Origin of the sequence: Paenibacillus tritici, assembly GCF_013204885.1 — a bacterium.
Taxonomy (GTDB): Bacteria; Bacillota; Bacilli; order Paenibacillales; family Paenibacillaceae; genus Paenibacillus_AQ; species Paenibacillus_AQ tritici.
Genome location: NZ_JABMKX010000013.1, coordinates 42,294 through 65,806, shown reverse-complemented (window position 1 = coordinate 65,806; position 23,513 = coordinate 42,294). Strand labels below are relative to the sequence as shown.

Here is a 23,513-nt window from a genome sequence, read left to right as displayed (position 1 = left end):
CCAAATTCACCCTTCGCTTCCAAGTTTACATCACGTTAATGATCGTGTCACAATTTACAAAACTCGCAATCCCCGTTAACCCAATCTGATAGATTGAATTGTATTTAATATGTTACGCTTTGACGGTCAATTTAAAGAGATTAACTGGGAGGGTATAAGATTCTATGGGACAAAAGCGTTGGAACAAGCCTGTCGCTTCACTATTGGCTACCACTGTGATTACGGCTCAGGTACTGGGCGGAGTCGTTGCCGGTTCAGTACTTGGAGCGGAGAAGGCAGAAGCGGCCGGGAGTGCAGAGGTTGCGTCAGGGGCCATCAACCTGCGTCTGATGAGTACTACGGATGTGCATACCAATGTGATGGGCTGGGACTACTTTAAGAACAGCGGATCTGTAACCGTGGGACTCGACCGGACGGCAACGCTGGTGAAGCAGGCCCGGGCTGAAGCCAAAGGGATTAATAACCTTTTACTGGATAACGGTGATTTGATTCAGGGGACACCTCTCGGAACGCTTGCTTCCAAGCAGGTCGATGCCGAAGGAAGAACTACGCAGATCAATCCGATGATTGCTGCGCTGAATACAATGAAATACGATGCTGCAACCCTCGGCAACCATGAATTTAACTATGGCCTTCCTTATCTTGAGAGCATTACTTCGGCTACTTCAGCCACTTATGAATATACCAATATTCCTTTTATTAATGCGAATGTGTATGTCGATGATCAAGACAGCAATGAGGCCAATGATGTCAACTACTTCACCCCATATATTATATTGGACAAAAAAGTGCTCGACAGCAGCAACGTGGAGCATACCGTAAAGGTCGGGCTCCTGGGCCTGGTTACTCCGCAGATCATGGAATGGGACAAGTTGAACCTTGAGGGCAAGGTTGTCACCAAGGATATCGCTGCCACCGCCGCTAAATTTATTCCGGAGATGAAGGAAGCCGGTGCAGATATCATCGTTGCGATGGCGCACACGGGATATGATGCCAAAGCGGCTTTGGGCGACGGGTCCGAGAATGACATCAACGCACTTAGCAAGGTGGAGGGAATTGATGCCATTACCTTCTCTCATACCCATAAGGTGTTCCCTGCTGCGAGCGTAGATCTGCTGGATGCTTCGTTCAAGGATGCTTCCGGTAAGGCTCCTCTGCCAGGCATTGACAATGACAAAGGCCAGATCAACGGGGTTCCCGCGGTTCAAGCCGGATTCGGCGGCGGATACTTGGGGATGATCGACCTGTCGGTGGTGCCGGACCCGAATAGAAGCGGGCACTGGATGGCCGATAAGCCGAATTCCCTCTCATCTACCCGTTCGATCTACCGGATAGAGAATAAGGTTAACATCTCCAATGTAGAGCCGGATGCTGAACTCGACAAAGTAATCGAAGGCGCTCATCAGGCTACGATTAACTATGTCAACCAGCCGCTCGGACAGACAGATGTGCCGATGAACAGCTTCTTCGGACTGGTACAGGATGATCCGACGGTTCAGATCGTTACCTATGCGCAGAAGAACTATGCCGAGAAGCTGATCCAATCCGATCCGGCACTGGCTGCTTACCAGGGAATGCCTATTTTGAGTGTAGGCGCACCGTTCAAGGCAGGACGCAATGGTCCGGACGAGTACACTGAGATTGAAGCAGGACCGCTGACCATCCGCAGTGCGAGCGACCTGTATCTATACGACAACACGCTGAAGGTGATTAAGGTCAAGGGTGCTGCGGTCAAAGAATGGCTTGAGATGAGCGCAGGTGCGTATAACCGCATTGATCCCGCCATTTCGGAGCCGCAAGCCTTGCTTAACTCCAAATTCTCTGTGTTTAACTTCGATGTTATTGATGGAATTAAGTACAAGATTGATGTCACCAAGAACGCCAAGTACAACGTGGACGGCACGGTGAATGATCCTGCTTCCAGCCGGGTTACCTCAATCACCTACGACGATAAGCCGCTTAATCTGGAACAGGAATTCCTTGTCGTTACCAATAATTACCGGGCAAGCGGCGGCGGGAATTTCCCGGGCATCAAAGCAGGGGCTTCCGGCGTGACCATGGTTCTGGATACAATTGAAGAGAACCGTCAGGTGCTGATGGATTACATCAAGGAAGCTGGAACGGTCAACCATCCGGCAGACAACAACTGGTCCATTGCTCCAATCGAAGGAGATGTGAAGGTAACCTTCACTTCCTCGCCTAAGGCGAAGAATGTCCTTCCGAAGAATGATAATATTACCGATACCGGAATACAGGACATCAAGGGTTTTGAAGTCTACAACCTGGATCTTAGCGGGGACATCAAAGTCCACCTGCTCGGAATCAATGACCTTCACGGTCAATTGGATACTACCTCTTATGTCACTGTGGGTACAGAGAGTAAGCCGGTAGGAACTGCTGCAATTCTTGCTACCTATCTGAAAAAAGCGCGTGCGCAATACGACCACACCCTGCTGTTCAACAACGGGGACTCCGTCGGAGCTTCTGCCCCAGTATCCTCTATGGAGCGCGATAAGCCGACACTGGAGTGGATGAACATGATGAAGTTCGATGTAGGGACACTGGGTAATCATGAATTTGATCAGGGCGTTGCCGCGATGAAGGCTCAGATCTTCGGCGGGGTGGACCCGGTTAATCCGCTCATTACTCATGCACCGCTGAATTTCGATTATATCAATGCCAATGCGGTGGATGCCAAGAGCGGCGAGCCGCTGATCAAGCCCTACACGGTCAAAGAAATCGGCGGCGTCAAAATCGGATTTATCGGAGTCGTCACCAAAGCAACCCCAAGCAAGGTATCGCCAGCCGGTACAGCCGGTGTGAAATTCCTGAGTGCCGGGGAGGAAGTGGCCGCTATAGAGAAATATGCTGCTGAACTGAAGGGGAAGGGCGTTAATACAATTATCGTCCTGGCGCATGACCCGGCAACAACCAAGATAGACGCGACAACCAAGAAAAATGTCTCTACCGGTGAAGCGGTAGATCTGGCGAATGCTCTTCCGGCTAATTCCCCGGTGGATGTGATCGTGGCGGGCGACAATCACGCCTATGCCAATGATATGGTGAACGGCAAGCTGGTGGTTCAGGCGTATTCTTACGGCACTGCCTACGAAGACATCCGCCTGGCGATTGATCCTGATACAGGAAAAGTCAAGAGTAAATCGGCTGCTGTAATCACTACGTTCCAGGAGAACGTTACACCGGATGCCGAGACTGCGGCACTGGTCCAGCATTACCTGGACAAGCACCCCGAGCTGAGTAAGCCCGTAGGGACAACAGACGGCACAGTGACCCGTACAGATGTATATCTGAAGGAAGCTCCGCTGGGCAATCTGATTGCGGACGCCATGCGTCAGGCTGATTTCAAAGACGGCGCTGCAGGTCCTGCTGATTTTGCCTTCATGAATCCGGGCGGTATCCGTGCCGATCTTCCGAAAGGCAATGTAGCCTTCGGGGATCTGGCCAAAATCCAGCCGTTCGGCAATACGCTGGTGAAGCTGACGCTGACCGGCCAGCAGATCAAGACACTGCTGCAGCAGCAATGGGCGGTGAAGGCGGACGGAACAGCAGACACGAAGACCCTGCAAATATCAGGTCTGAAATATACAGCCAACATGTATCTGCCGGTTGCAGAACGCGTGGCTAACCTGACCAAAAGCGATGGAACACCCATTGAAATGACCAAGAGCTATACAGCCGTAGTCAATAACTTCATGGCTGCAGGCGGTGACAATTACAAGGTCTTGACACAGGCAAGCGCCTCGCTGGCCGGTCCGATCGACCTGGATGTATTCTATGATTACATCGTCGATACTTTCAAAGGCGGCGCCATTACGGCTGCTATTGAAGGCCGGATTATCAATGTTGACAAAGACCCTGGAACGGTTATTCCGAACCCGAGTGCCAGCCCTAGTCCCAGCTCTAATCCTAATCCGAACCCAGGGTCTAACCCTGGACCGGTTGCAACAGCGGCACCTAAACCAACGGCATCGCCTTCGGCCACGCCAAGTCCGGCCGCATCAGCAACTCCGGCACCGGCTGCAACGGCAGCACCTACCCCAAGTCCGGCAGCACCAGCTGTAGCATTCAAGGACTTAAGCAAAGTCGCTTGGGCTGTGGATGCCATCAATGCGCTGGCGGCCAAAGGAATTATCAAAGGTATGGACAGCACAACCTTCGCTCCGGGAAAGAGTGTGACCCGTGCGGAATTTGTAACCATGCTAGTTCGTTCGCTTAACTTAAGCAACAATGCAGCAACTGCGAAATTCAGCGACGTGAAACAGGGAGCCTGGTACTCTGATACGATCGCTGCGGCGGTGAATGCAGGTCTCGTGCAAGGCTCCGGCAACGGCCGGTTCGAGCCGGGCCGTGAGATCACCCGTGAGGAAATGGCGATTATGATCGCGAATGCCCTCAAGGATCAGCTTCAGCAGGTTGACACTGCCACGCTGAACAAGTTTACCGATAAGGCCAAGATTGCGCCTTACGCCCAGCAGGCGGTGGCTGCACTGACCAAGGCCGGGATCATCAACGGCATGGATGCCCAGAGATTCGCACCGAAGAGTATTGCGAACCGCGCTCAGGCTGCCGTAATGATCTTCCGTATGCTGGAGAACCAAGCTTCATAATAGAAGCTGCTGAGTTTATATATTTGCCAAGGCCCGTGCGTATGCTGCACGGGCTTTTTTCTTTACATCTATATCCAAAAGTGATATCATTATCATATCAAATACATATCGTATGGAGGCGTCATTATGAAGGAGAAACTATTGCGTCCGGTCAGCGGCTTCTGGGTTATCGCTCTGATTGCTATTTGCATCGGAGGCGGGATTTACGTTGCGGTTCAGGAATATGTGGCATTGTCTGTGCTGCTGTTTGTTGCGGCGGGAGTTCTATGTACCAGCATTACCGTGGTTCAGCCGAATAAGTCGGTGGTAGTGACCTTTTTCGGTCAATATGTGGGTACCATTGCAGCCAGCGGCCTGTTCGCAGTCATTCCATTCAGCATCCGCAAGACCGTATCGCTGCGGGTCCGCAACTTCAACAGCGTGAAGCTGAAGGTCAATGATGTGGAAGGGAACCCGATTGAGATTGCTGCGGTCATCGTGTTCAAGGTCATTAATTCGGCCAAAGCGCTGTTCGATGTGGATAAATATATGGCATTCGTGGAGATTCAGAGTGAGACAGCGCTGCGTCATGTAGCCAGCAAGTACCCGTACGATAACTTCAATGAGTCCGGCATGTCCCTGCGGGCCAATGCGGATGAAATTGCCAAAGAACTGGCGGTTGAGCTACAGGAGCGGCTGTCCTTATCCGGCGTAGAGGTTATTGAGGCCCGGCTGACCCATCTCGCTTATTCCACTGAGATTGCCAGCACGATGCTGCAGCGCCAGCAGGCTTCCGCCATTCTGTCGGCCCGGCAGATCATTGTAGAAGGTGCGGTCAGCATGGTGGATCTGGCGATCCGTCAACTCAAAGAGAGCGGTGTGGTTGAACTGGACGAAGAACGCAAGGCGGCGATGATCAACAATCTGATGGTGGCGATTGTGTCGGAGCGCGGCGCAAGTCCGGTAATCAACGCCGGCTCGTTATACTAAAGGTGGTAATCTTATGGCGGCCAAAAAAAGCTTTCCGCTGCGGATCGATCCCGAGCTGCACGAAGCGCTGGAACGCTGGGCGGGAGAAGAGTTTCGCAGCGTAAATGGACATATTGAATATTTGCTGCGTGAGTCTTTGAAGCGTGCAGGCCGCTTGCCGGTTAAAAAACGCCGGGAAGAGGAATAATCCCCGGGCAGTGCGCCGTTTCCGCAATGGACGGTACACCCGTTTCCACTTGACGGAAGATATGCGGAGATTTATAATTACCGTAATTGACGTTATCTGCTTTGACAAAGATATGAATCATTGCTTTGGACCGTTTCAGAGAGAGGAAACCTCAGGCTGTAATTTCCTCCGGTACCGGCTTTTGGTTTACCCCTTTGTAGCTGCGGTTATGAACTCCTGATGGATTCCGGCCTTCGGAACCTTCTTCATGGATAGTAAGAACCGCCGGTTCATGGCCGTTACCCCATGCTGACGAAGGATTATACTCTGCATTGCCGCTGAACGGTCACACGATCAGCAGCTTCTGCGAGGATGAATCGAATTTGGGTGGAATCACGGGTGCAATCACTCGTCCCTTTGCGGGACGGGTGTTTTTTGTGTGTATGCTAACTAACTTGTAGGAGGAAGAACAATGTCAGTAAATATCAAGCTTCCGGACGGATCGGTCCGGGAATACGCAGACGGCAGCAGCATTGATGATGTAGCCGCCTCGATCAGCAGCGGACTGCGCAAGAACGCCGCAGCCGGCAAAATCAACGGTATCGTCGTAGATCTGTCCGCACAGCTACAGGAAGGCGATCTGGTAGAAATCGTAACACTGGATTCACCGGAAGGTCTGGAAGTGATGCGTCACAGTACCGCTCACCTGATGGCCCAGGCGGTAAGACGCCTGTTCGGCACGAAGGAAGTCAAGCTGGGCGTAGGTCCCGTGATTGAAGACGGCTTTTATTACGATATGGATCTGGAGCATCCGCTGAATCCTGAGGATCTGCTGAAGATTGAGAAGGAAATGGAACGTATCGTCTCGGAGAATCTGCCGATTGTGCGCCATGAGGTCAGCCGCAAGGAAGCGCTGGACCGCTTCGGCGAGCTGGGTGATCCTTACAAGCTGGAGCTGATTGAAGCACTGCCTGAGGACAGTGTCATCACCATCTATGAGCAAGGCGAATTCTTCGACCTGTGCCGCGGGCCGCATTTGCCGTCCACTGCCAAGATCAAGGTATTCAAGCTGATGAATGTGGCGGGAGCATACTGGCGCGGAGACAGCAAGAACAAGATGCTGCAGCGGGTATACGGTACAGCCTGGATCAAGAAGGCCCAGCTTGATGAGCATCTGCGCCTGCTGGAGGAAGCGAAGAAGCGTGACCACCGGAAGCTGGGCAAAGAGCTGGAGATCTTCACCTTCAACCAGCTGGTTGGACAAGGCCTGCCAATCTGGCTGCCTAAGGGCGCGAAGCTGCGCAGCATTCTGGAGCGTTACATTGTGGACCTGGAAGCAAGCCTGGGGTATCAGCATGTCTACACTCCTGTACTCGGTAACGTAGAGCTGTACAAAACTTCGGGACACTGGGAGCACTATCAGGAAGACATGTTCCCCAAGATGACGATTGATAATGAGGAGTTCGTGCTTCGGCCAATGAACTGCCCGCATCATATGATGATCTACAAGAGCTCGATGCACAGCTACCGCGATCTGCCGATCCGTATTGCCGAGCTTGGAATTCAGCACCGCTATGAAATGTCCGGTGCCTTGACAGGTCTTCACCGCGTCCGCTCCATGACGCTGAATGACTCGCATATCTTCTGCCGTCTGGACCAGATCAAAGGCGAGTTCATCCGCGTGCTGGAACTGATCAAGCAGGTCTACAGCGACTTCGGCATTGAAGATTACCGGTTCCGCCTCTCTTATCGTGATCCTAAGGATACCGAGAAGTATTATGCCAACGATGAGATGTGGGAGACTGCACAGCGTATGCTGCGTGAGGTTGTGGAAGAAGCCGGGTTGCCGTTCTATGAAGCCGAAGGCGAAGCGGCCTTCTATGGTCCGAAGCTGGATGTGCAGATTAAGACGGTTCTGGGCAAAGAAGAGACATTATCGACCGTACAGATTGACTTCCTGCTGCCGGAGCGCTTTGAGCTGGAATATGTCGGCGACGACGGACAAAAGCACCGCCCGGTTGTCCTTCACCGCGGGATTCTGGGAACCATGGAACGCTTCGTAGCGTTCCTGCTGGAGAACTTTGCCGGATCACTGCCGCTCTGGCTGTCCCCGCAGCAAGTGAAGATTATTCCGGTATCGTCAGCCTTTGACGAATATGCCAAGGAAGTGGAAGCTAAGCTGCTGCGGAGCGGAATCCGGGCGGAAGTGGATCTGCGCAATGAGAAGATGGGCTACAAGATCCGTGAAGCACAGCTGGAGAAGCTTCCATACATGTTCGTTGTCGGCGAGAACGAGATGAACGCAGGCAGCGTATCCATCCGCAAACGCGGCGAAGGTGATATCGGTGCCCGGCCGCTGCAGGAAGCCATTGACTCGCTGGCACAGGAAGTCGCGGAACGCGTAATCTAGATGATCCCAATCAGCCTCTGTTATAAGCATGTATAGAATTTTGTGAAAAGGGAAACCCTCGTTATATGGGGAGGGTTTAACTAATGAACAAAATGGGCTTATACCAGAGGTTTTGGTGTCTTTTCGTCACCATCGTTCTTCTGCTGACCGCAGCCGGGATCTACCCGGATTACTCGCATAAGTCGGCTCAGGCGAGAGGGATGGAAGACACTGCAGGACAACTTGGCAGCAGCAGCAAGCCACAGCATTCACGGGTTCAGTCTCAGCAAGCAGGTGCAGCATCCCGTCTGGGTGGATCTTCCAGATCCGTTCAGCCAGCTCCTAAGCCTAAGACAGCGGTCAAGTCTCCGGCATCTGAACCGGTAGCCGCACCGGCACCGGAGCAGATTATCACTTCACTGAAAGTCACAGCGACCGGGTATACAGCCGGGTATGAGTCTACAGGTAAGACTGCGAAGCATCCTGAATATGGAATTACGTATTCTGGAGTTAAGGTACGCCGGGATAAGAATGCCGTATCCACGATTGCCGCAGATCCGAGAGTTTTGCCATTGGGAAGTATTTTATATATACCGGGTTACGGATATGCGATTGTGGCCGATACCGGATCAGCGATTAAGGGACAGAAGATCGACCTCTACTTCCGCACCACCAAGCAGGTCTACAAGGAATGGGGCAAGAAGACGGTTGTGGTTCAGCTCATCAAGCGCGGCAACGGAAAATGTACCGAGAGTATGCTGAAGAGTCTTGGCCATGCGATCCAGACCTATAAAGCGGTTCCGCAGTATTTGCTGGAAGAAGCCATTTAGGAACGATGCGCCGGTACCCGGAGTATGAATTTATTTTCACGTGAGTATGCATAATACAGCCTGCCGCTTCCCATAATATCGACTGGGGCAAAACACTTGCTCCTTCGAGAAATAAGGGAGGTGATTTCCGTGGCCAATTCCAAGAAACCAAAGGTGCAAGAAAACTTCAAAACACCTAATGAAAAATACAATGCAGAGTTCGCTGTTGAAAATGACGGTGCTACTAAGCAAAGCAGCAATACCTCTGCCAAGCCGATGCAGAAACCGCAGCAGTAATGCTGGGATTCCGGTAAGCCTATGAGGTAACAAGACTGTCCTTTCATGTCCGGATTACGGGCTGGAAGGGCAGTTTTTTTAATGAGAACAAGACGGTTAACATATAATCCCAAGTGCCTCAGTCTGGAGACCGAGGACGGTTTCCTACTCGCGCCGCTGTTCTCTGCTGCATTCTTCCTGTAGACTAAGGCTATAAGCGCCACATGGAAGATACGTACTAACGACAAGGGGGCACGACATTATGAAACGAAGGTTCACCAGCCAGGTTCTTGGAGGACTGATTCTCATCGGTCTGGGGGGATTATTCCTGCTCCGGCAGATGGGTTACACTGATTTTAGCCTGGGCTCACTGATCTCCACCTATTGGCCGGTTATTCTAATCCTGATGGGGCTGAAGCGGTTTTTGTCTCCGGATGAGGAGCATTCGAGATTCTCTGCAACATTGGGCGGTTTCTTCTTTCTGGCCATCGGGCTGTTCTTCCTGGGACGGAATCTGGACTGGTTCTACTACTCCGCAGGCGATTTCTTCAAAATGCTGATCCCGTTTATGCTGATCGGCGGCGGCCTGGCCGTCATCTTCAAGCCGCGGCGCAACACTCCGCCGATTCCACCAGCACCGCCTTCACCACCGGATTACTATCCGCCCGGACCGGGCAAGGGTCCGCTGGATGTGCAGCCGCCGGGACCGCTGGAATCTACACTCGACCAGCAGTTCGAGCAGAAATTCGGCAAGCCGGCAGGCAGCGTTGACCGGAACTGGGATGATTATCTGCATAAGGGTGCTGAAGACGCGCAAGGCAGCCAGCACTCCTCCTCGGCAGATGCCCGCTGGCAGGAGAAGCAGGAGCGCCATGAGCGCAGACGCCAGGAGCGTCAGGAACGGCATGCCCGCCGCCATGGCGAATGGCATGAGGAGTTTCAGAATTCCGGACATGATAAGGATGCAACGAACCGTTCGGCTTTTATCGGCGATGTGCATATGGGCCGTGAGCATTTTCAATTGAAGCGGACCAACATCTCGCAGTTCATCGGAGATACAGTGCTGGACCTGACCAATGCACAGATTCCTTACGGCGAAACGAAGATTAATGTCTCGGCCTTTGTCGGCGATATTAAGATTTATATTCCAGAGGATATGGATCTGGGCGTTGCGGTTACCGGCAGCTCGTTCATCGGGGATATGCAGGTGCTGGAGCAGTCGCGCAGCGGGTTCATGAGCAATGTGCAGTGCAAGTCCCCTTATTACAAGGAAGCCGGCAAAAAAGTGCGCATCAATGTGAGCTGCGTCATCGGTGACATTAAAGTCAAAACGGTGGGTTAGATGGGGATGATCTTCAGTAACACCAAATGGATGCTGCTGGTGTATTTCCTGCTTAGCGGCGGGGTGACGGCCGGACTGATGTATGCCGGGACATGCCTGGGCTACATCCAGGTAGTGGACACGAGAATGTGGATCTACCTGTGTCTGGGCATCGTGCTGTTCACGGTAATTATCGGCTATATCGCCGGGCAGCGGATTCAGAGACGGATTGATCATCTGGATCTGAATATGCTGCAGGTAGCCAAGGGGAATATGTCCGTGCGGATGCCGGTGAGCGAAGACCAGTCTTTTGCCCAGGTCTATCATGAATTCAACATTATGATGGATACGGTGGAGAAGAAGATGAAGCGGCTCCAGCAGCTCGGGGAACAGGAAGTCATTGAGAAGGAAAAGGCGGCGGAGAGCGCGGTACTGGAAGAGCGGAGGCGTATGGCCCGGGATCTGCATGATACGGTGAGCCAGCAGTTATTCGCTATTCACATGTCCGCTTCTTCGCTGCCTAAAGTGCTTGAACGCAGTGCCGAGCACGGGCAGACGGTCATGGATCAGCTGATCAGTATGTCCCAGATGGCGCAGAAACAGATGAGGGCGCTGATCGCACAACTTCGTCCGGTGGAGCTGGAAGGGCGCACACTGTTCGAGGCACTGGAGAAGTGGTTCCCGGATTACTGCCGCCAGAATGGGCTCAAAGGGGTGAAAGAGCTTGAACTGCAGGGAGAGCTGTCCGAAGCGATTGAGCATCAGCTGTTCCTGATTATTCAGGAGTCGATGGCGAATATCGTGAAGCACGCCGGTGCGCGCGTAGTCAGCCTGTCGCTGCGAGAGGTCACGCGGCAGGTCGTGCTGAGCATCAGCGATGACGGGCAGGGCTTCGAGCATGTGCAGCATAAGCAAGGCTCCTACGGTCTCACGACGATGCGTGAGCGTGCCGAGAAGCTCGGCGGCCAAGTCGAGATTATCAGCCGCAGGGGAGCGGGAACGACGATCCGCGTACATATTCCGAAGTTCGTCCAAGGCCACGCGGAGGCAGCCGGTGCCGAGATGGAAGCCGATTCCGAAGAAGCGTAAGGACGTCTTCAGGAAGCATTAAGCGTATACCATTTTAGGGGGAAACAGAATGAGTCTCGTTAAAGTACTGCTAGTAGATGATCACGATATGGTGCGGATGGGCCTCAAAACGTATCTGATGCTGGAACCGATGTTTGAAGTGATCGGGGAAGCGGCCAATGGGCATGAAGCGCTGAGGATGCTGCGTGAACTGGGACATGAAGCGCTGCCGGATCTGGTACTGATGGATCTGATGATGCCGGTCATGAACGGGGCCGAGACGACCCGCGCTGTGCTGGCTGAATTCCCCGGGCTCAAAATTGTCATCCTGACCAGCTTCCTGGAGGATGATCTGGTTGTCGATGCGATTGAGGCGGGGGCGGTCAGCTATGTACTCAAGACCGTCTCGGCAGAAGAGCTCATCTACGCATTGCAAGGCGCCTATCGCGGCATGCCGGTAATGACCGGGGATGTCTCACAGGCGCTGACCCGCGGTATCCGCCAGCGTACCGTGCAGGGCGATTCCTCCGGCCTGACCGAACGGGAGAAGGAAGTGCTGCTGCTGATCGCTGAAGGCAAGACCAATAAGGATATCGGCGAGGAGCTGCATATCAGTATCAAGACCGTCAAAACCCATGTCAGCAACCTGCTGATGAAATGCGAGCTGGATGACCGCACCCAGCTTGCAATCTATGCCCACCGTAAGGGTTGGGCGCAAGGAGGCCATCTCAATAGCGAACGCTAACTTAATGAAGGAAATTAACTTGAACCATGTGCGTCAAGTGATGAAACGTATGGAGACCGCTACCAAACCACAGTTAGCCTCACGGACCAAGCTGAGTGTCGTAACCATCAACTCCTTAGTCAAGGAACTGTCCGAGTTAGGGGAGCTGTTTGAAGACCTGGTGGTGCCATCCAACGGAGGCAGACCTGCGCAGACTTACCGCTATAATTATAACTTTAGCCTTGCGCTGGTGATGTACCTGACAGAAAAAGAGGGCCAGGTACTGGTTTCTGCTACCGTTGTAAACCTGAAGGACGATATTCAGATGAAGGATGAGCATATCATCCCGGTCTTTGAAAGAGACTTTTTCTATAAAATAATTGAACATGCTCTGGGCCAGTATCCTTCGATCAAGGTGATCGGCATAGGCATTCCGGGGCAGGCGGTAAACGGTGAAATTAAAGTCAGCAGTCTGCGGGAGCTGACGGGCTCGCGGCTGATTGAAGAGATTGAGTCGCTGTACGGACTCCCGATCCTGGTGGAGAATGATGTGAATGCAGCGGTCAGCGGGTATTGCCTGAAGCATAGGGAAGGTGAGCAACAATATTTGCTGGGTCTCTACTTTCCGAACGGGTACCCGCCTGGTATGGGGATCTACCTGAACGGGACTCTTCTAAGAGGGAATCAGGGCATGTCCGGAGAGGTGAAGTTCCTGCCTGATATGCCGGATTGGAGCCTGGAGATGACCGAAGGGAAATTCACTCAGGCCATTTGCAGAATCATTCAAACAGTGAATGCGGTTCTGGCCCCGGACAGAATTGTGATCTATCAGGACAGAGTGGAGGATGAAGTCTGGATGTCCGCCTGGCAAGCCTATCAGCTTCGGTACCCTATGCCCATCTATCCGGAGGTTGTATCGGAGCATACCTTTCAAGAGGATTTTGAGAGCGGTCTGCGCAGGCTGACCCTGAAAGAGCTGGAGCCGGGTTCAGCCTAGCATGATCATTTTAACAACGGAAACCCTTGGTAATCACAGGGTTTTTTGTTGTTTTATAGAGATATGAATAGATTCCTTGACAAGGAGATGAAGGCGTTACATACTTAGTATAATTACTTTATAAAGTATATATATTAAGTATTGCTTAGGGGGATTATTTTTGACTACATGGTTTTTGATCATTATCTATCTGGCGTTTATCAGTCTGGGACTACCCGATTCTCTGCTTGGCTCTGCATGGCCTGTGATCTGGCCGGAGATGGGCTCGTCGCTTGGATCGGCAGGAATCATCTCGATGATTATTGCGGGAGGGACCATTGTGTCCAGCCTGTTCAGTAACCTCATGGTGGAGCGTCTGGGGACAGGGCGGATTACTTTTGTCAGTTGTCTTCTTACGGCAGCCTCATTGTTCGGCTTCTCCGTATCGCCCTCCGTGCTGTGGTTCATAGTGATGGCTATTCCGCTTGGCCTTGGGGCAGGTGCAGTGGATGCAGCGCTGAATCATTATGTGGCCGCATACTATAAGGCCCACCACATGAGCTGGCTGCACTGCTTCTGGGGGGTGGGAGCTACCCTGGGGCCGATGATTATGGCGGTTCAACTGGCAAGCCCCGAGTCCTGGAGAGGCGGTTATGCGGTGGTAGCGGCTATTCAGTTCCTGTTCGCCATCATTCTGTTAGTGACTCTGCCTCTGTGGAAGAAGGTAGCTGCCACGCGGGAGCCGCTGCCTTCCGCAGCGCTTACCGACAGTGCCCCTGCAGAAGCAACGCCGGCAATCAGGCCGCAGGCGAACACCATCCGGCTGCGGGGAGTGCGGCCCACTCTTCTGACGTTCCTGTTATATTGCGGCATCGAAGCGATGGTTGGACTGTGGGGTGCCAGCTATCTGGTTGGCTCCAGAGGGGTTGCGCCTGAGAAGGCGGCGGTCTGGATTTCCTTGTACTACGCCGGGATTACAGTAGGCCGGTTAACCACCGGCTTCATAACCTTGAAGGTTCCTAACCGCCTGCTTATCCGTTACGGCCAGCTGCTGACTATAACCGGCGGTGTGGTTCTCTTATTGCCGCTCCATCCAAGCCTGTCCCTTGCAGGCCTGATATTGATTGGCTTAGGCCTTGCTCCTATTTATCCGGGACTCCTGCATGAAACGCCCGCCCGGTTCGGCAGGGAGAACTCCGCCCGCTTAATCGGGTATCAAATGGCTGTAGCGTATACGGGAACCACAGTAATTCCGCCGTTGTTCGGGCTTCTGTCTGTGCGCACCGGCATAGGCGTGTTCCCCTTTACTGCACTAGCTCTTCTGCTGTTGATGTTCTGGAGTGCGGAGACAGTGAACCGGCTTCTGGGCCGATCCGCGTTAGGGAGGGAATAAAACGATGGCTTATATCCTGATATGTGCAATGATCTGGCTGGCAGCCTATGCTCATCTGGCAGCATTCCATGAGCCGATGGAGGTGCAGCCGATCCGCTCCATAGAGGACCTGTTCGAGCAATGAAATCGCAATCGTCCGTGTATCTTTTATCTCCGCTTAAATTGTTTTTAATGTGACCTTAAGGTTTAAAGTACACAATAAGAACAAGAAAACAAATAACACTTTGCCTGACACGGCAAGGCGCGGGAGGAAAGCAAACATGGACGATAACAAAAACAACTTCAATCGTGATCATGAACCGGGACCGGATCGTGAGTGGGGCACTAATGATAGCAGTACCGTGAATAATAACAACAATCCTAACAACAGCACTGATTCCTCTACAGAAGGCGGCTCTTACTACTATTCTTACGGACCTTTCAAATCCTTGAACAACGACGACATGAACAGCAATGATCCGCAGCACTATAACCGCCGTGAACCGGAGCGGGTGGAGGTTACACCGCCACAGCCGGTGAAGTCACTGCCTTATAACACCTCGCTTCACACCACAGGCAATGACGGGAACGGCGGACGCGGCGGTAATTCTCCGGAGGGGAACAACAGCTGGCAGTACAACCGCAAGCCGAAGAAGCCGGTCAAAGCGGTATTGATTTCTTTTCTCGCCGGAATGGTTGTCTTGTCCGGTTCCATGTTCATGGCTGACCGGGGCAACTGGTTCACAGGAGATCAGGCGGCATCTAGCATCGTAAGTAATACGACAGCCAAGACTGCGAACGGCAATCCTAACATTACACCTTCTACCTCCACTGCCGCTCTGGTGACCGGGTCGGGAGATGTATCCAGCGTTGTAGACGGAGTAGGACCTGCAGTGGTTAAAATTGAGACGCTTGTGAAATCAAGCAACTCCAGAAACAGAAGCAGCAATCCGAATATGAGTGATCCGTTCTCCCAGTTCTTCTTCGGTGACCAGTTCGGCGGAGGAGGCTCTTCCGGCTCGAACTCACAATCTCAGCCGGAATCGAATAATTCGGATTCCTCACAGCTCACTCCTTATGGAGTCGGCACAGGCTTCATCTATAATGCTGACGGATACATTCTTACCAACCAGCATGTGGTGGATAATGCCGATGTGATTCAGGTTACAGTGGACGGCAACACCAAGCCTTACGGAGCGAAGCTGCTGGGCTCAAGCAAGGATTTGGACTTGGCTGTACTCAAGATTGAAGGATCGGATTTCCCTCATGTGGCCCTGGGTGATTCCGACGGTATTAAAGTCGGCTCAGAGGTAGTGGCGATTGGTAACCCGCAGGGCTTTGACCATACAGTTACAGCAGGGGTACTTAGTGCAAAAGGCCGCAGCATTGACATCGCCGCAGAAGACGGCAGCGGTACAGTCACCTACAAGAATCTGCTGCAGACCGACGCTTCAATCAATCCGGGGAACTCAGGCGGACCCTTGCTTAATCTGAACGGCCAGGTTATCGGCATGAATGTTGCTGTTAGCAGGGATGCCCAGGGTATCGGCTTTGCCATTCCGGTAAATACCATTAAAGGCGTTGTGGATAAGCTTGAAGCCAATCAGGAAATACCTAAGGAGCCGGTGCCTTTCATTGGTGCTACTCTAATGACGATTACCGATGAACTATCCAAGCAAATGGGTACAGACCTTAAAGAAGGCTCCGTAGTGGCTGAGATTGTCTTCAAATCACCGGCGTATACAGCAGATCTGCGCCCTTACGATATCATTACAGGGATGAACGGCAAGAACTATGCGACCAGCCAGGATCTGATCACTTATATTCAGACACTTAAAGTAGGCGATCAGGTGACCCTGAATGTGGTTCGTGACGGCAAGAAGCTGGAGCTTCCGGTAACCATCGGCAACAAAAATGATTTCGACACTGCGCAGAATCAGAAGCAATAAGCATACCGGACGGTGAGCGGCACAGCGGAAGGGGCAACCCTTCCGCTTTTGCTGCCTGAGTGCGGGTGCGGAGAGACGGATGCATCTGATACAATAGAGATATATGAATGAGACAATGGGGGCTGCCGGATGCGACCGAATATACTAATTATTGATGATGATGAGAAAATAATCTCCATGCTGCGCCGTGGGCTGGCCTTTGAAGGCTATGATGTCAAAACAGCGGCCAACGGGGCCGATGGCCTGCGCGCTGTACTGAACAGTGATCCCGATGTAGTCATCCTGGATGTTATGATGCCGCAGGTGGACGGATTCGAGGTGTGCCGCCGTCTGCGTGAAGGCGGCAGCAGTGTTCCCGTGCTAATGCTGACCGCCAAGGACGAAATTGAACACCGGGTGAAGGGGCTGGACCTCGGCGCGGATGACTACCTGGTGAAGCCGTTTGCCCTGGAGGAGCTGCTGGCCCGGGTGCGGGCGCTGCTCCGGCGCAAAAGCGAGCAGGGCGGAAGCGCTGATCAGGCGGTCTCCTATGAGGATATTACGCTGGATGTGGATTCGCGGGAAGTAACCCGTGCAGGCCGCCGTCTGGAGCTGACCGCGAAGGAATTTGAGCTGCTGCATTTGTTCATGCAGAATCCGAAGCGGGTGCTGTCCCGCGATCTGATCATGGACAAGATCTGGGGTTATGACTATAGCGGGGAATCGAATGTGCTTGAGGTGTATATTGCCATGCTGCGCCAGAAGACGGAGGAGCATGGCGGCAAAAGACTGATTCAGACGATCCGGGGAGCCGGCTACATCCTAAGAGGTGACTAATATGTCCATACGATTGCGGCTCACTGCCTGGTATTCAGGGATTCTTGCCGTCATGCTGCTGGTCTTGTCGGGCGTGATCTACGGCTTTGTCTATATCAATACGTACGGTGATCTGAAGAACCGGCTCCTGAGCCAGTCCCATCAGGTGGAGCTCAAGCCGGGTCTGAACGTTGACGGCACCCTGCAGCCGGTGCTTGGCGGTCCGGCGGGTCAGAGCCTGTTTGCTCAAATGTATATTTATGATCTGGACAGGCTGATCCCCAGTCCGAACATGACGGAGATCAGTCTGCAATTCAAGATCCCTGCCAAGGAGGATCTTCAGAGCCAGGAGGGATACCTGCAAGCCAGCTATGGCGGCAATCCTTTTCTGATCTATCAGACGGCTCTTGATATTAACATCAACAACACCAGTATGCCTGCTGTGCTTCAGGTTGCCGTATATACGGGCGAACAAGTCACGCTGCTCAACCGGCTGAAGAATATTCTGCTTGCCGGTTCCCTGGCTACCTTGTTTGCCGCCTTCACCTTCGGCTTATTCCTGGCCCGCAAGGCGATGAGTCCCATCGGCAAGGTGATTGAGGCTGCCAACGGGATACAGACGGGAACAGACCTCAGCTCACGGATCGAATACGACGGGCCGGAGGATGAAATCGGGCGGCTGATCGAGACGGTCAACAGTATGCTTGGGCGGATGGAGGGCTTCTATACGGGACTGGAGGAGGCTTACGCTACACAGCGCCGCTTCGTCTCGGATGCTTCGCATGAGCTGCGGACACCGCTTACAACGATCCGCGGAAATATTGATCTGCTGGAGAAAATATGGGAGATGGAGCCGGATGACAGCCGGATGACCGAGGCGGAAATCCGCCAGCTCTCCATAGAATCCGTGAAGGATATCGCTGATGAATCGAAGCGCATGAGCCGTCTGGTGGCGGATATGCTGTCCCTGGCCCGGGCGGATACCGGCCGGACCTTCGAGATTGAGCCGGTAGCACTGGAGCCGATGATGACCGAAGTGGCCCGCCGGGCGTCCTTCCTGCCGCGTGAGGCAGAGTGGTCTGTAGGGGAGCTGGGGCATTTGAACGGCAAATATATTCTCGGCAACAAGGATTATCTGCAGCAGATGATGTTTATTTTCATTGATAATGCGTTCAAATACACATCTGCGGGTCAGGTTACGCTGGACGCGGTCTTGTATCAGAATCAGGTGGGCATCCGCATTGCCGATACAGGAATCGGGATGGATAAAGATGAGGTGCCGCATATCTTCGACCGCTTCTACCGTGCAGATGAGTCGAGAGGCATCACTGAAGGCATCGGGCTTGGACTGTCCATTGCCAAGTGGATTATTGAGGAGCATGTGGGCTCTGTCGAGGTGGTCACCCGTCAGGGGGAAGGGACAACCTTTGTGATCTGGCTGCCGCTTCTCTTTGCCCCGCCGCTGGAATAGGGTATAATTATAAGGATTCCTATTACAGCAGTCATTGACAGCAGAAAGCGGTGAATTCATGGAAGTCATCAAAATCTCTCCCCGGGGTTATTGCTATGGCGTAGTCGATGCTATGGTAATGGCACGGCAGGCTGCGCAGAATCTTGACCTGCCCCGGCCGATTTATATACTGGGTATGATTGTGCACAACAGCCATGTCACGAACTCCTTCGAGGACGACGGAATTATTACGCTGGACGGGCATAACCGTCTGGATATTCTAGATAAAGTGGACAAGGGTACCGTTATTTTCACGGCGCACGGCGTATCTCCCGAGGTACGCAAGATGGCACGCGCCAAAGGGCTGACTACGGTGGATGCCACCTGTCCGGATGTGACGAAGACGCATGACCTCATCAAGGAGAAGGTTGATGAGGGCTGTGAGATTATTTATATCGGCAAGAAAGGCCATCCCGAGCCGGAGGGCGCGGTGGGCATTGCTCCTGAGCATGTCCATCTGATTGAGAAGGAGGAGGATATTGCCAGCCTGAGGATTCCTCCTTCACGTATTGTCATTACGAACCAGACCACCATGAGCCAGTGGGATATTAAGCATATTATGCGCAAGCTGCTGGAGACCTTCCCCGGAGCCGAGGTTCATAATGAGATCTGTATGGCGACACAGGTCCGCCAGGAGGCAGTGGCTGAGCAGGCGGGCCAGTGTGAGCTGGTCATTGTTGTCGGCGATCCGCGCAGCAATAACTCCAATCGCCTGGCACAGGTGTCGGAGGAGATTGCCGGCGTTCCTGCTCACCGCATCTCAGACGTATCCGAGCTGAATACAGAGTGGCTGAAGGGAATTAGCAAGGTGGGCGTAACCTCCGGCGCTTCCACGCCGACTCCGATTACCAAAGAGGTTATTAACTATCTGGAGCAGTATGACGAAGCGAATCCTGAGACCTGGGAGATCAAACGTACGGTCAATATGGCGAAGCTCCTGCCGCCGGTGAAGAATAAGACTGCAAGCACCAAGTGACAGGTCAGGAAACAATGAACTCATAGGGTAATTAGACGGCAGTGCAGCCTTAGGGGGCTGTACTGCTTTTTTTGAAAATATGAGAATTTATATGTTTCAGGGAGATCATTTAGAGGGAATTCGCCTAAATCCTGCGGAAGCCGGGGAATAACGGTTGACTGAAACGGAAACATGCGGTAAAATCACTTTAGTGCTTAAAAGCGTACACGCGTCGTAGCGAGATAGTGTCGGACATTGAATTGACCGATACCGTTGATAAGAATATCCATCCAAAAGGGGAGCTATAATATGATCGTTATTACATCCAACCAAACACCTCAAGAACAGGTGAATGAAATTATTGCCGTTATTGAAAAGGAAGGCTTGCAGGTTCACCTCTCCGTAGGGGCTGATCACACGGTAATCGGACTGGTCGGGGGCGTCACTCCGAAGCTTGCCGAGCATCTGCGCCAGATGAAGGGCGTAGAGAATGTTGTGAAGATTACCAAGTCCTACAAGCTCGCCAGCCGTGACTTCCATCCGGAGGATACGGTTATCGACATCCGGGGAGTGAAGATCGGCGGAGAGAATCTGGTCATTATGGGTGGTCCGTGCGCCGTGGAATCTCCGGAGCAGATTGATGAGATTGCCCGGCTTGTCAAAGCTTCCGGCGGTCAGGTGCTGCGCGGAGGTGCCTTCAAGCCGCGTACCGGACCTTACAGCTTCCAGGGGGTTGGTGTGGAAGGACTTACGATGATGGCCGAAGCCGGCAAACGCCACGGACTGCTGACGATTACTGAGGTTATGACACCGGAGTATGTGGATATCTGTGCCGAGCATGCGGATATTCTGCAGGTAGGTACACGCAACATGCAGAACTTCGACCTGCTGCGCAAGCTGGGAACCTGCGGCCGTCCTGTGCTGCTGAAGCGCGGATTCAGTGCGACTTACGATGAGCTGCTGAATGCGGCGGAATACATTCTCGCCGGGGGCAACCGCGATGTGATGTTATGTGAGCGCGGAATCCGTACCTTCGAGACCTACACACGCAACACGCTGGATCTGTCTGCGATCCCTGTGCTGCAGAACCTCAGCCATCTGCCGGTGATCTCCGATCCAAGCCATGGTACCGGACGCCGTGAATTGGTGGCCCCTATGGCCAAGGCTTCGGTTGCGGCAGGCGCCAATGGTCTGATTATCGAAATGCATACCGATCCTGATAATTCGATGACCGGTGACGGGGTGCAATCTCTGTTCCCTGAGCAATTCGACAGCCTGCTGCGAGATCTTGAGAAGCTGGCGCCGCTGGTTGGACGCAGGTTCTCCCCGTCCCTGGAGGCTGCTCCAGTCGTGTGATTTTGAGTGTGCCAATGGCTTATGAACAGCTCTCTTCCCGCCCGGCTGGGCGCAGGAAGAGGGTTGTTTTTGTTGAATACCGGACAAAGGTGACATGGAATAAGGGAAAAATAGGTTTTTTCACCAAAGCGTTAGAATATCTTACATGTTCGCAAGAAATACCTGACATAAGCATTGACGATGTTAGGTATGCGATTTATAATGACGACAGCAAAAAAATAAAAACAAGAACATTTGATACGAAGAGCGGGCTAATGTTCGGAACTTGGGGAGGAATTAAGCATGTCGGTTGAAAAAGTGTTGCAGACGATCAAGGAAAACAATATCGAGTGGGTGGATTTCCGTTTTGTAGATCTGGGTGGACGTGCCCATCATATCTCATTGCCAGCATCCGCAGTTGAAGAAGAAACATTTGAGAATGGTGTAGCCTTTGATGGTTCTTCCATTACAGGTTTCCGGGGGATCGAAGAATCGGATATGGTAATGATGCCTGATCCAAGCACAACATACATTGATCCTTTTACAGCTCATCCGACGCTTAACATTATGTGCGATATTTTCACGCCTGATGGCGAACGTTATGAGCGCGACCCGCGCGGTATCGCAGTGAAGGCAGAAGAATTCCTGCAATCCAGCGGTGTAGGTACAGCGGCATTCTTCGCACCTGAGTCTGAGTTCTTCATCTTCGACGATGTCCGTTACGAGAGCGGCATGAACACTTCCTCCTTCTTCGTGGATTCTGAAGAAGCGGCATGGAACACATCCCGCAAGGAAGAAGGCGGCAACATGGCCTTCAAAGTTGGCGTCAAAGGCGGATACGTGCCTGTAGCTCCAGTGGATTCCCAGCAGGATATCCGCAGCGAAATGTGCCGTCTGCTTGGTGAAGCGGGCCTTGAAATTGAACGCCATCACCATGAAGTGGCAACAGCGGGCCAGGCGGAAATCAACTTCCGTTTCGATACCCTGAAGAAGACAGCTGATAATCTCCTCACTTACAAATACATTGTGCAGAACACTGCACGCCAATACGGCAAGGTAGCAACCTTCATGCCAAAACCGCTGTTCGGCGATAACGGCAGCGGAATGCACGTTCACCAATCCATTTTCAACGGCGATTCTCCTTTGTTCTACGAAAAAGGCGCGTATGCCAACCTCAGTGAAATGGCCCTGCATTACATCGGCGGTATCCTGTATCATGCTCCTGCATTGATCGCGCTGACCAATCCAAGCACCAACTCATTCAAACGTCTGGTTCCCGGCTATGAAGCTCCGGTCAACCTGGTCTATTCCAAAGGTAACCGTTCCGCTGCTGTACGTATCCCGGTAGCTGCTGTAACTCCTAAGGGCTGCCGCATCGAGTTCCGTACACCGGACTCCACAGCTAACCCTTACCTGGCCTTCTCCGCCATGCTGATGGCAGGTCTTGACGGAATCAAGAAGAAGATCAACCCTGAAGAAATGGGTTACGGTCCGCTGGACAAGAACATCTACGAATTGTCTGATGCAGACAAAGAGAAGATCCGCAGCGTACCAGGCACCCTGGACGAAGCGCTTGATGCTCTGGAAGCGGACTACGAGTTCCTTACAGAAGGCGGCGTATTCACTAAGGACTTCATTGATAACTATATCGCCCTGAAGCGTTCCGAAGCTCAAGCCGTTGCGATTCGCGTTCATCCGCATGAATACTCCCTGTACTTCGATGTATAAGAGAACTTATTGTGAATAGAGTTAGATGAAGAAGAAGTCCCTGGAATCTTTGATTCCGGGGACTTTTTTGCGAATATTACGCCTTACCTCGCTGAAGCGGATGCTGCGGATCATAGAATCCTGCCCAAATTACAACATTTCCTTCGCCGAACAGGCTGTAATCAGGAAATGTTGCACAAAACGCAGGATTTCAGCACCTAGTAAGCCGCAGAGCGGGGCAGATGTTGCAATTCCGGCAAGAATTCTCCCGGACATCCGTAGGCCGGGATTTAGAATTTCCTTTTTTACAACATTATAGGTTACAAACAGCAGAGACAGCATTAAAGAGCACAAACAGAGAGTAGCTTCAGAATCAAAATGCAAACCATAGGCAGCAATATTAAAGGTTAGTTTCGTTGATTTTCGTAAATTTTCGTTAATATAGTACCTTTAATGCAATGAAATTGCAGTTTTGATAGGAGGATTGTTTATATCTGAGGGTGAACTCTGATTTGGCAACGGAAAACGGGTGTGAAATATGTATTATAACACAACTAATTGTAT

19 protein-coding genes are annotated in these 23,513 nt (G+C 52.4%); 18 read left to right on the top strand and 1 reads right to left on the bottom strand.

Features of this window, described 5'->3' with window-relative positions:
• The first annotated feature begins 164 nt into the window (after positions 1-164).
• The 3 genes from HQN87_RS22830 (at position 165) to HQN87_RS22820 (ending at position 5,784) form a co-directional block, all read left to right on the top strand.
• Positions 165-4,628 (top strand): bifunctional 2',3'-cyclic-nucleotide 2'-phosphodiesterase/3'-nucleotidase, encoded by a 4,464-nt coding sequence (locus HQN87_RS22830; RefSeq protein ID WP_173137995.1) that lies wholly within the window; start codon positions 165-167, stop codon positions 4,626-4,628.
• 126 nt (positions 4,629-4,754) lie between these two features.
• A complete protein-coding gene (locus tag HQN87_RS22825) occupies positions 4,755-5,597 on the top strand; it encodes an SPFH domain-containing protein (protein WP_173137993.1) in 843 nt (280 codons plus the stop codon).
• A 13-nt stretch (positions 5,598-5,610) separates the two neighbouring features.
• Positions 5,611-5,784, top strand: a complete 174-nt coding sequence (locus tag HQN87_RS22820) for a type II toxin-antitoxin system antitoxin (protein WP_036722388.1) — start codon at positions 5,611-5,613, stop codon at positions 5,782-5,784.
• Between the two features lie 186 nt (positions 5,785-5,970).
• Here HQN87_RS22820 and HQN87_RS32810 read toward each other — a convergent pair whose 3' ends face one another.
• Entirely contained in the window at positions 5,971-6,096 is a 126-nt protein-coding gene (locus HQN87_RS32810) for a hypothetical protein (protein ID WP_281424971.1), read from the bottom strand.
• 139 nt (positions 6,097-6,235) lie between these two features.
• Here HQN87_RS32810 and thrS point away from each other — a divergent pair, with 139 nt between their 5' ends.
• The 15 genes from thrS (at position 6,236) to glnA (ending at position 22,970) form a co-directional block, all read left to right on the top strand.
• Entirely contained in the window at positions 6,236-8,173 is a 1,938-nt protein-coding gene (gene thrS / locus HQN87_RS22815; RefSeq protein ID WP_173137991.1) for a threonine--tRNA ligase, read from the top strand.
• A gap of 83 nt (positions 8,174-8,256) precedes the next feature.
• On the top strand, positions 8,257-8,982 hold the full coding sequence (locus HQN87_RS22810; protein WP_173137989.1) for a 3D domain-containing protein: 726 nt from the start codon (positions 8,257-8,259) through the stop codon (positions 8,980-8,982).
• A gap of 129 nt (positions 8,983-9,111) precedes the next feature.
• Positions 9,112-9,258, top strand: a complete 147-nt coding sequence (locus HQN87_RS22805) for a hypothetical protein (protein WP_173137915.1) — start codon at positions 9,112-9,114, stop codon at positions 9,256-9,258.
• A gap of 241 nt (positions 9,259-9,499) precedes the next feature.
• On the top strand, positions 9,500-10,579 hold the full coding sequence (gene liaF, locus HQN87_RS22800; RefSeq protein WP_173137987.1) for a cell wall-active antibiotics response protein LiaF: 1,080 nt from the start codon (positions 9,500-9,502) through the stop codon (positions 10,577-10,579).
• On the top strand, positions 10,580-11,647 hold the full coding sequence (locus tag HQN87_RS22795) for a HAMP domain-containing sensor histidine kinase (protein ID WP_173137986.1): 1,068 nt from the start codon (positions 10,580-10,582) through the stop codon (positions 11,645-11,647).
• Positions 11,648-11,696: 49 nt separating this feature from the next.
• Entirely contained in the window at positions 11,697-12,371 is a 675-nt protein-coding gene (locus HQN87_RS22790) for a response regulator (protein ID WP_173137985.1), read from the top strand.
• Positions 12,352-13,347: an ROK family protein gene (locus tag HQN87_RS22785; protein ID WP_173138209.1), complete on the top strand. Its 996-nt coding sequence runs from the start codon at positions 12,352-12,354 to the stop codon at positions 13,345-13,347. The genes HQN87_RS22790 and HQN87_RS22785 overlap by 20 nt, the downstream gene beginning before the upstream one ends.
• Before the next feature lie 160 nt (positions 13,348-13,507).
• The gene (locus HQN87_RS22780; RefSeq protein ID WP_173137984.1) at positions 13,508-14,719 is read left to right on the top strand and encodes an MFS transporter; all 1,212 of its coding nucleotides are present in this window, start codon (positions 13,508-13,510) and stop codon (positions 14,717-14,719) included.
• Positions 14,720-14,979: 260 nt separating this feature from the next.
• Complete coding sequence (locus HQN87_RS22775; protein WP_173137983.1) at positions 14,980-16,647, top strand: S1C family serine protease; 1,668 nt, start codon at positions 14,980-14,982, stop codon at positions 16,645-16,647.
• Between the two features lie 129 nt (positions 16,648-16,776).
• Entirely contained in the window at positions 16,777-17,463 is a 687-nt protein-coding gene (locus tag HQN87_RS22770; RefSeq protein ID WP_173137982.1) for a response regulator transcription factor, read from the top strand.
• 1 nt (position 17,464) lies between these two features.
• The gene (locus tag HQN87_RS22765; protein WP_173137981.1) at positions 17,465-18,913 is read left to right on the top strand and encodes a sensor histidine kinase; all 1,449 of its coding nucleotides are present in this window, start codon (positions 17,465-17,467) and stop codon (positions 18,911-18,913) included.
• 58 nt (positions 18,914-18,971) lie between these two features.
• Positions 18,972-19,928: a 4-hydroxy-3-methylbut-2-enyl diphosphate reductase gene (locus HQN87_RS22760; protein WP_173137980.1), complete on the top strand. Its 957-nt coding sequence runs from the start codon at positions 18,972-18,974 to the stop codon at positions 19,926-19,928.
• A gap of 288 nt (positions 19,929-20,216) precedes the next feature.
• On the top strand, positions 20,217-21,263 hold the full coding sequence (gene aroF / locus HQN87_RS22755) for a 3-deoxy-7-phosphoheptulonate synthase (RefSeq protein ID WP_173137979.1): 1,047 nt from the start codon (positions 20,217-20,219) through the stop codon (positions 21,261-21,263).
• A gap of 14 nt (positions 21,264-21,277) precedes the next feature.
• Positions 21,278-21,556: a hypothetical protein gene (locus HQN87_RS22750; RefSeq protein WP_173137977.1), complete on the top strand. Its 279-nt coding sequence runs from the start codon at positions 21,278-21,280 to the stop codon at positions 21,554-21,556.
• Positions 21,546-22,970 (top strand): type I glutamate--ammonia ligase, encoded by a 1,425-nt coding sequence (gene glnA / locus HQN87_RS22745; RefSeq protein ID WP_173137975.1) that lies wholly within the window; start codon positions 21,546-21,548, stop codon positions 22,968-22,970. Before HQN87_RS22750 ends, glnA begins: the two co-directional genes overlap by 11 nt.
• The last annotated feature ends 543 nt before the right edge of the window (positions 22,971-23,513 follow it).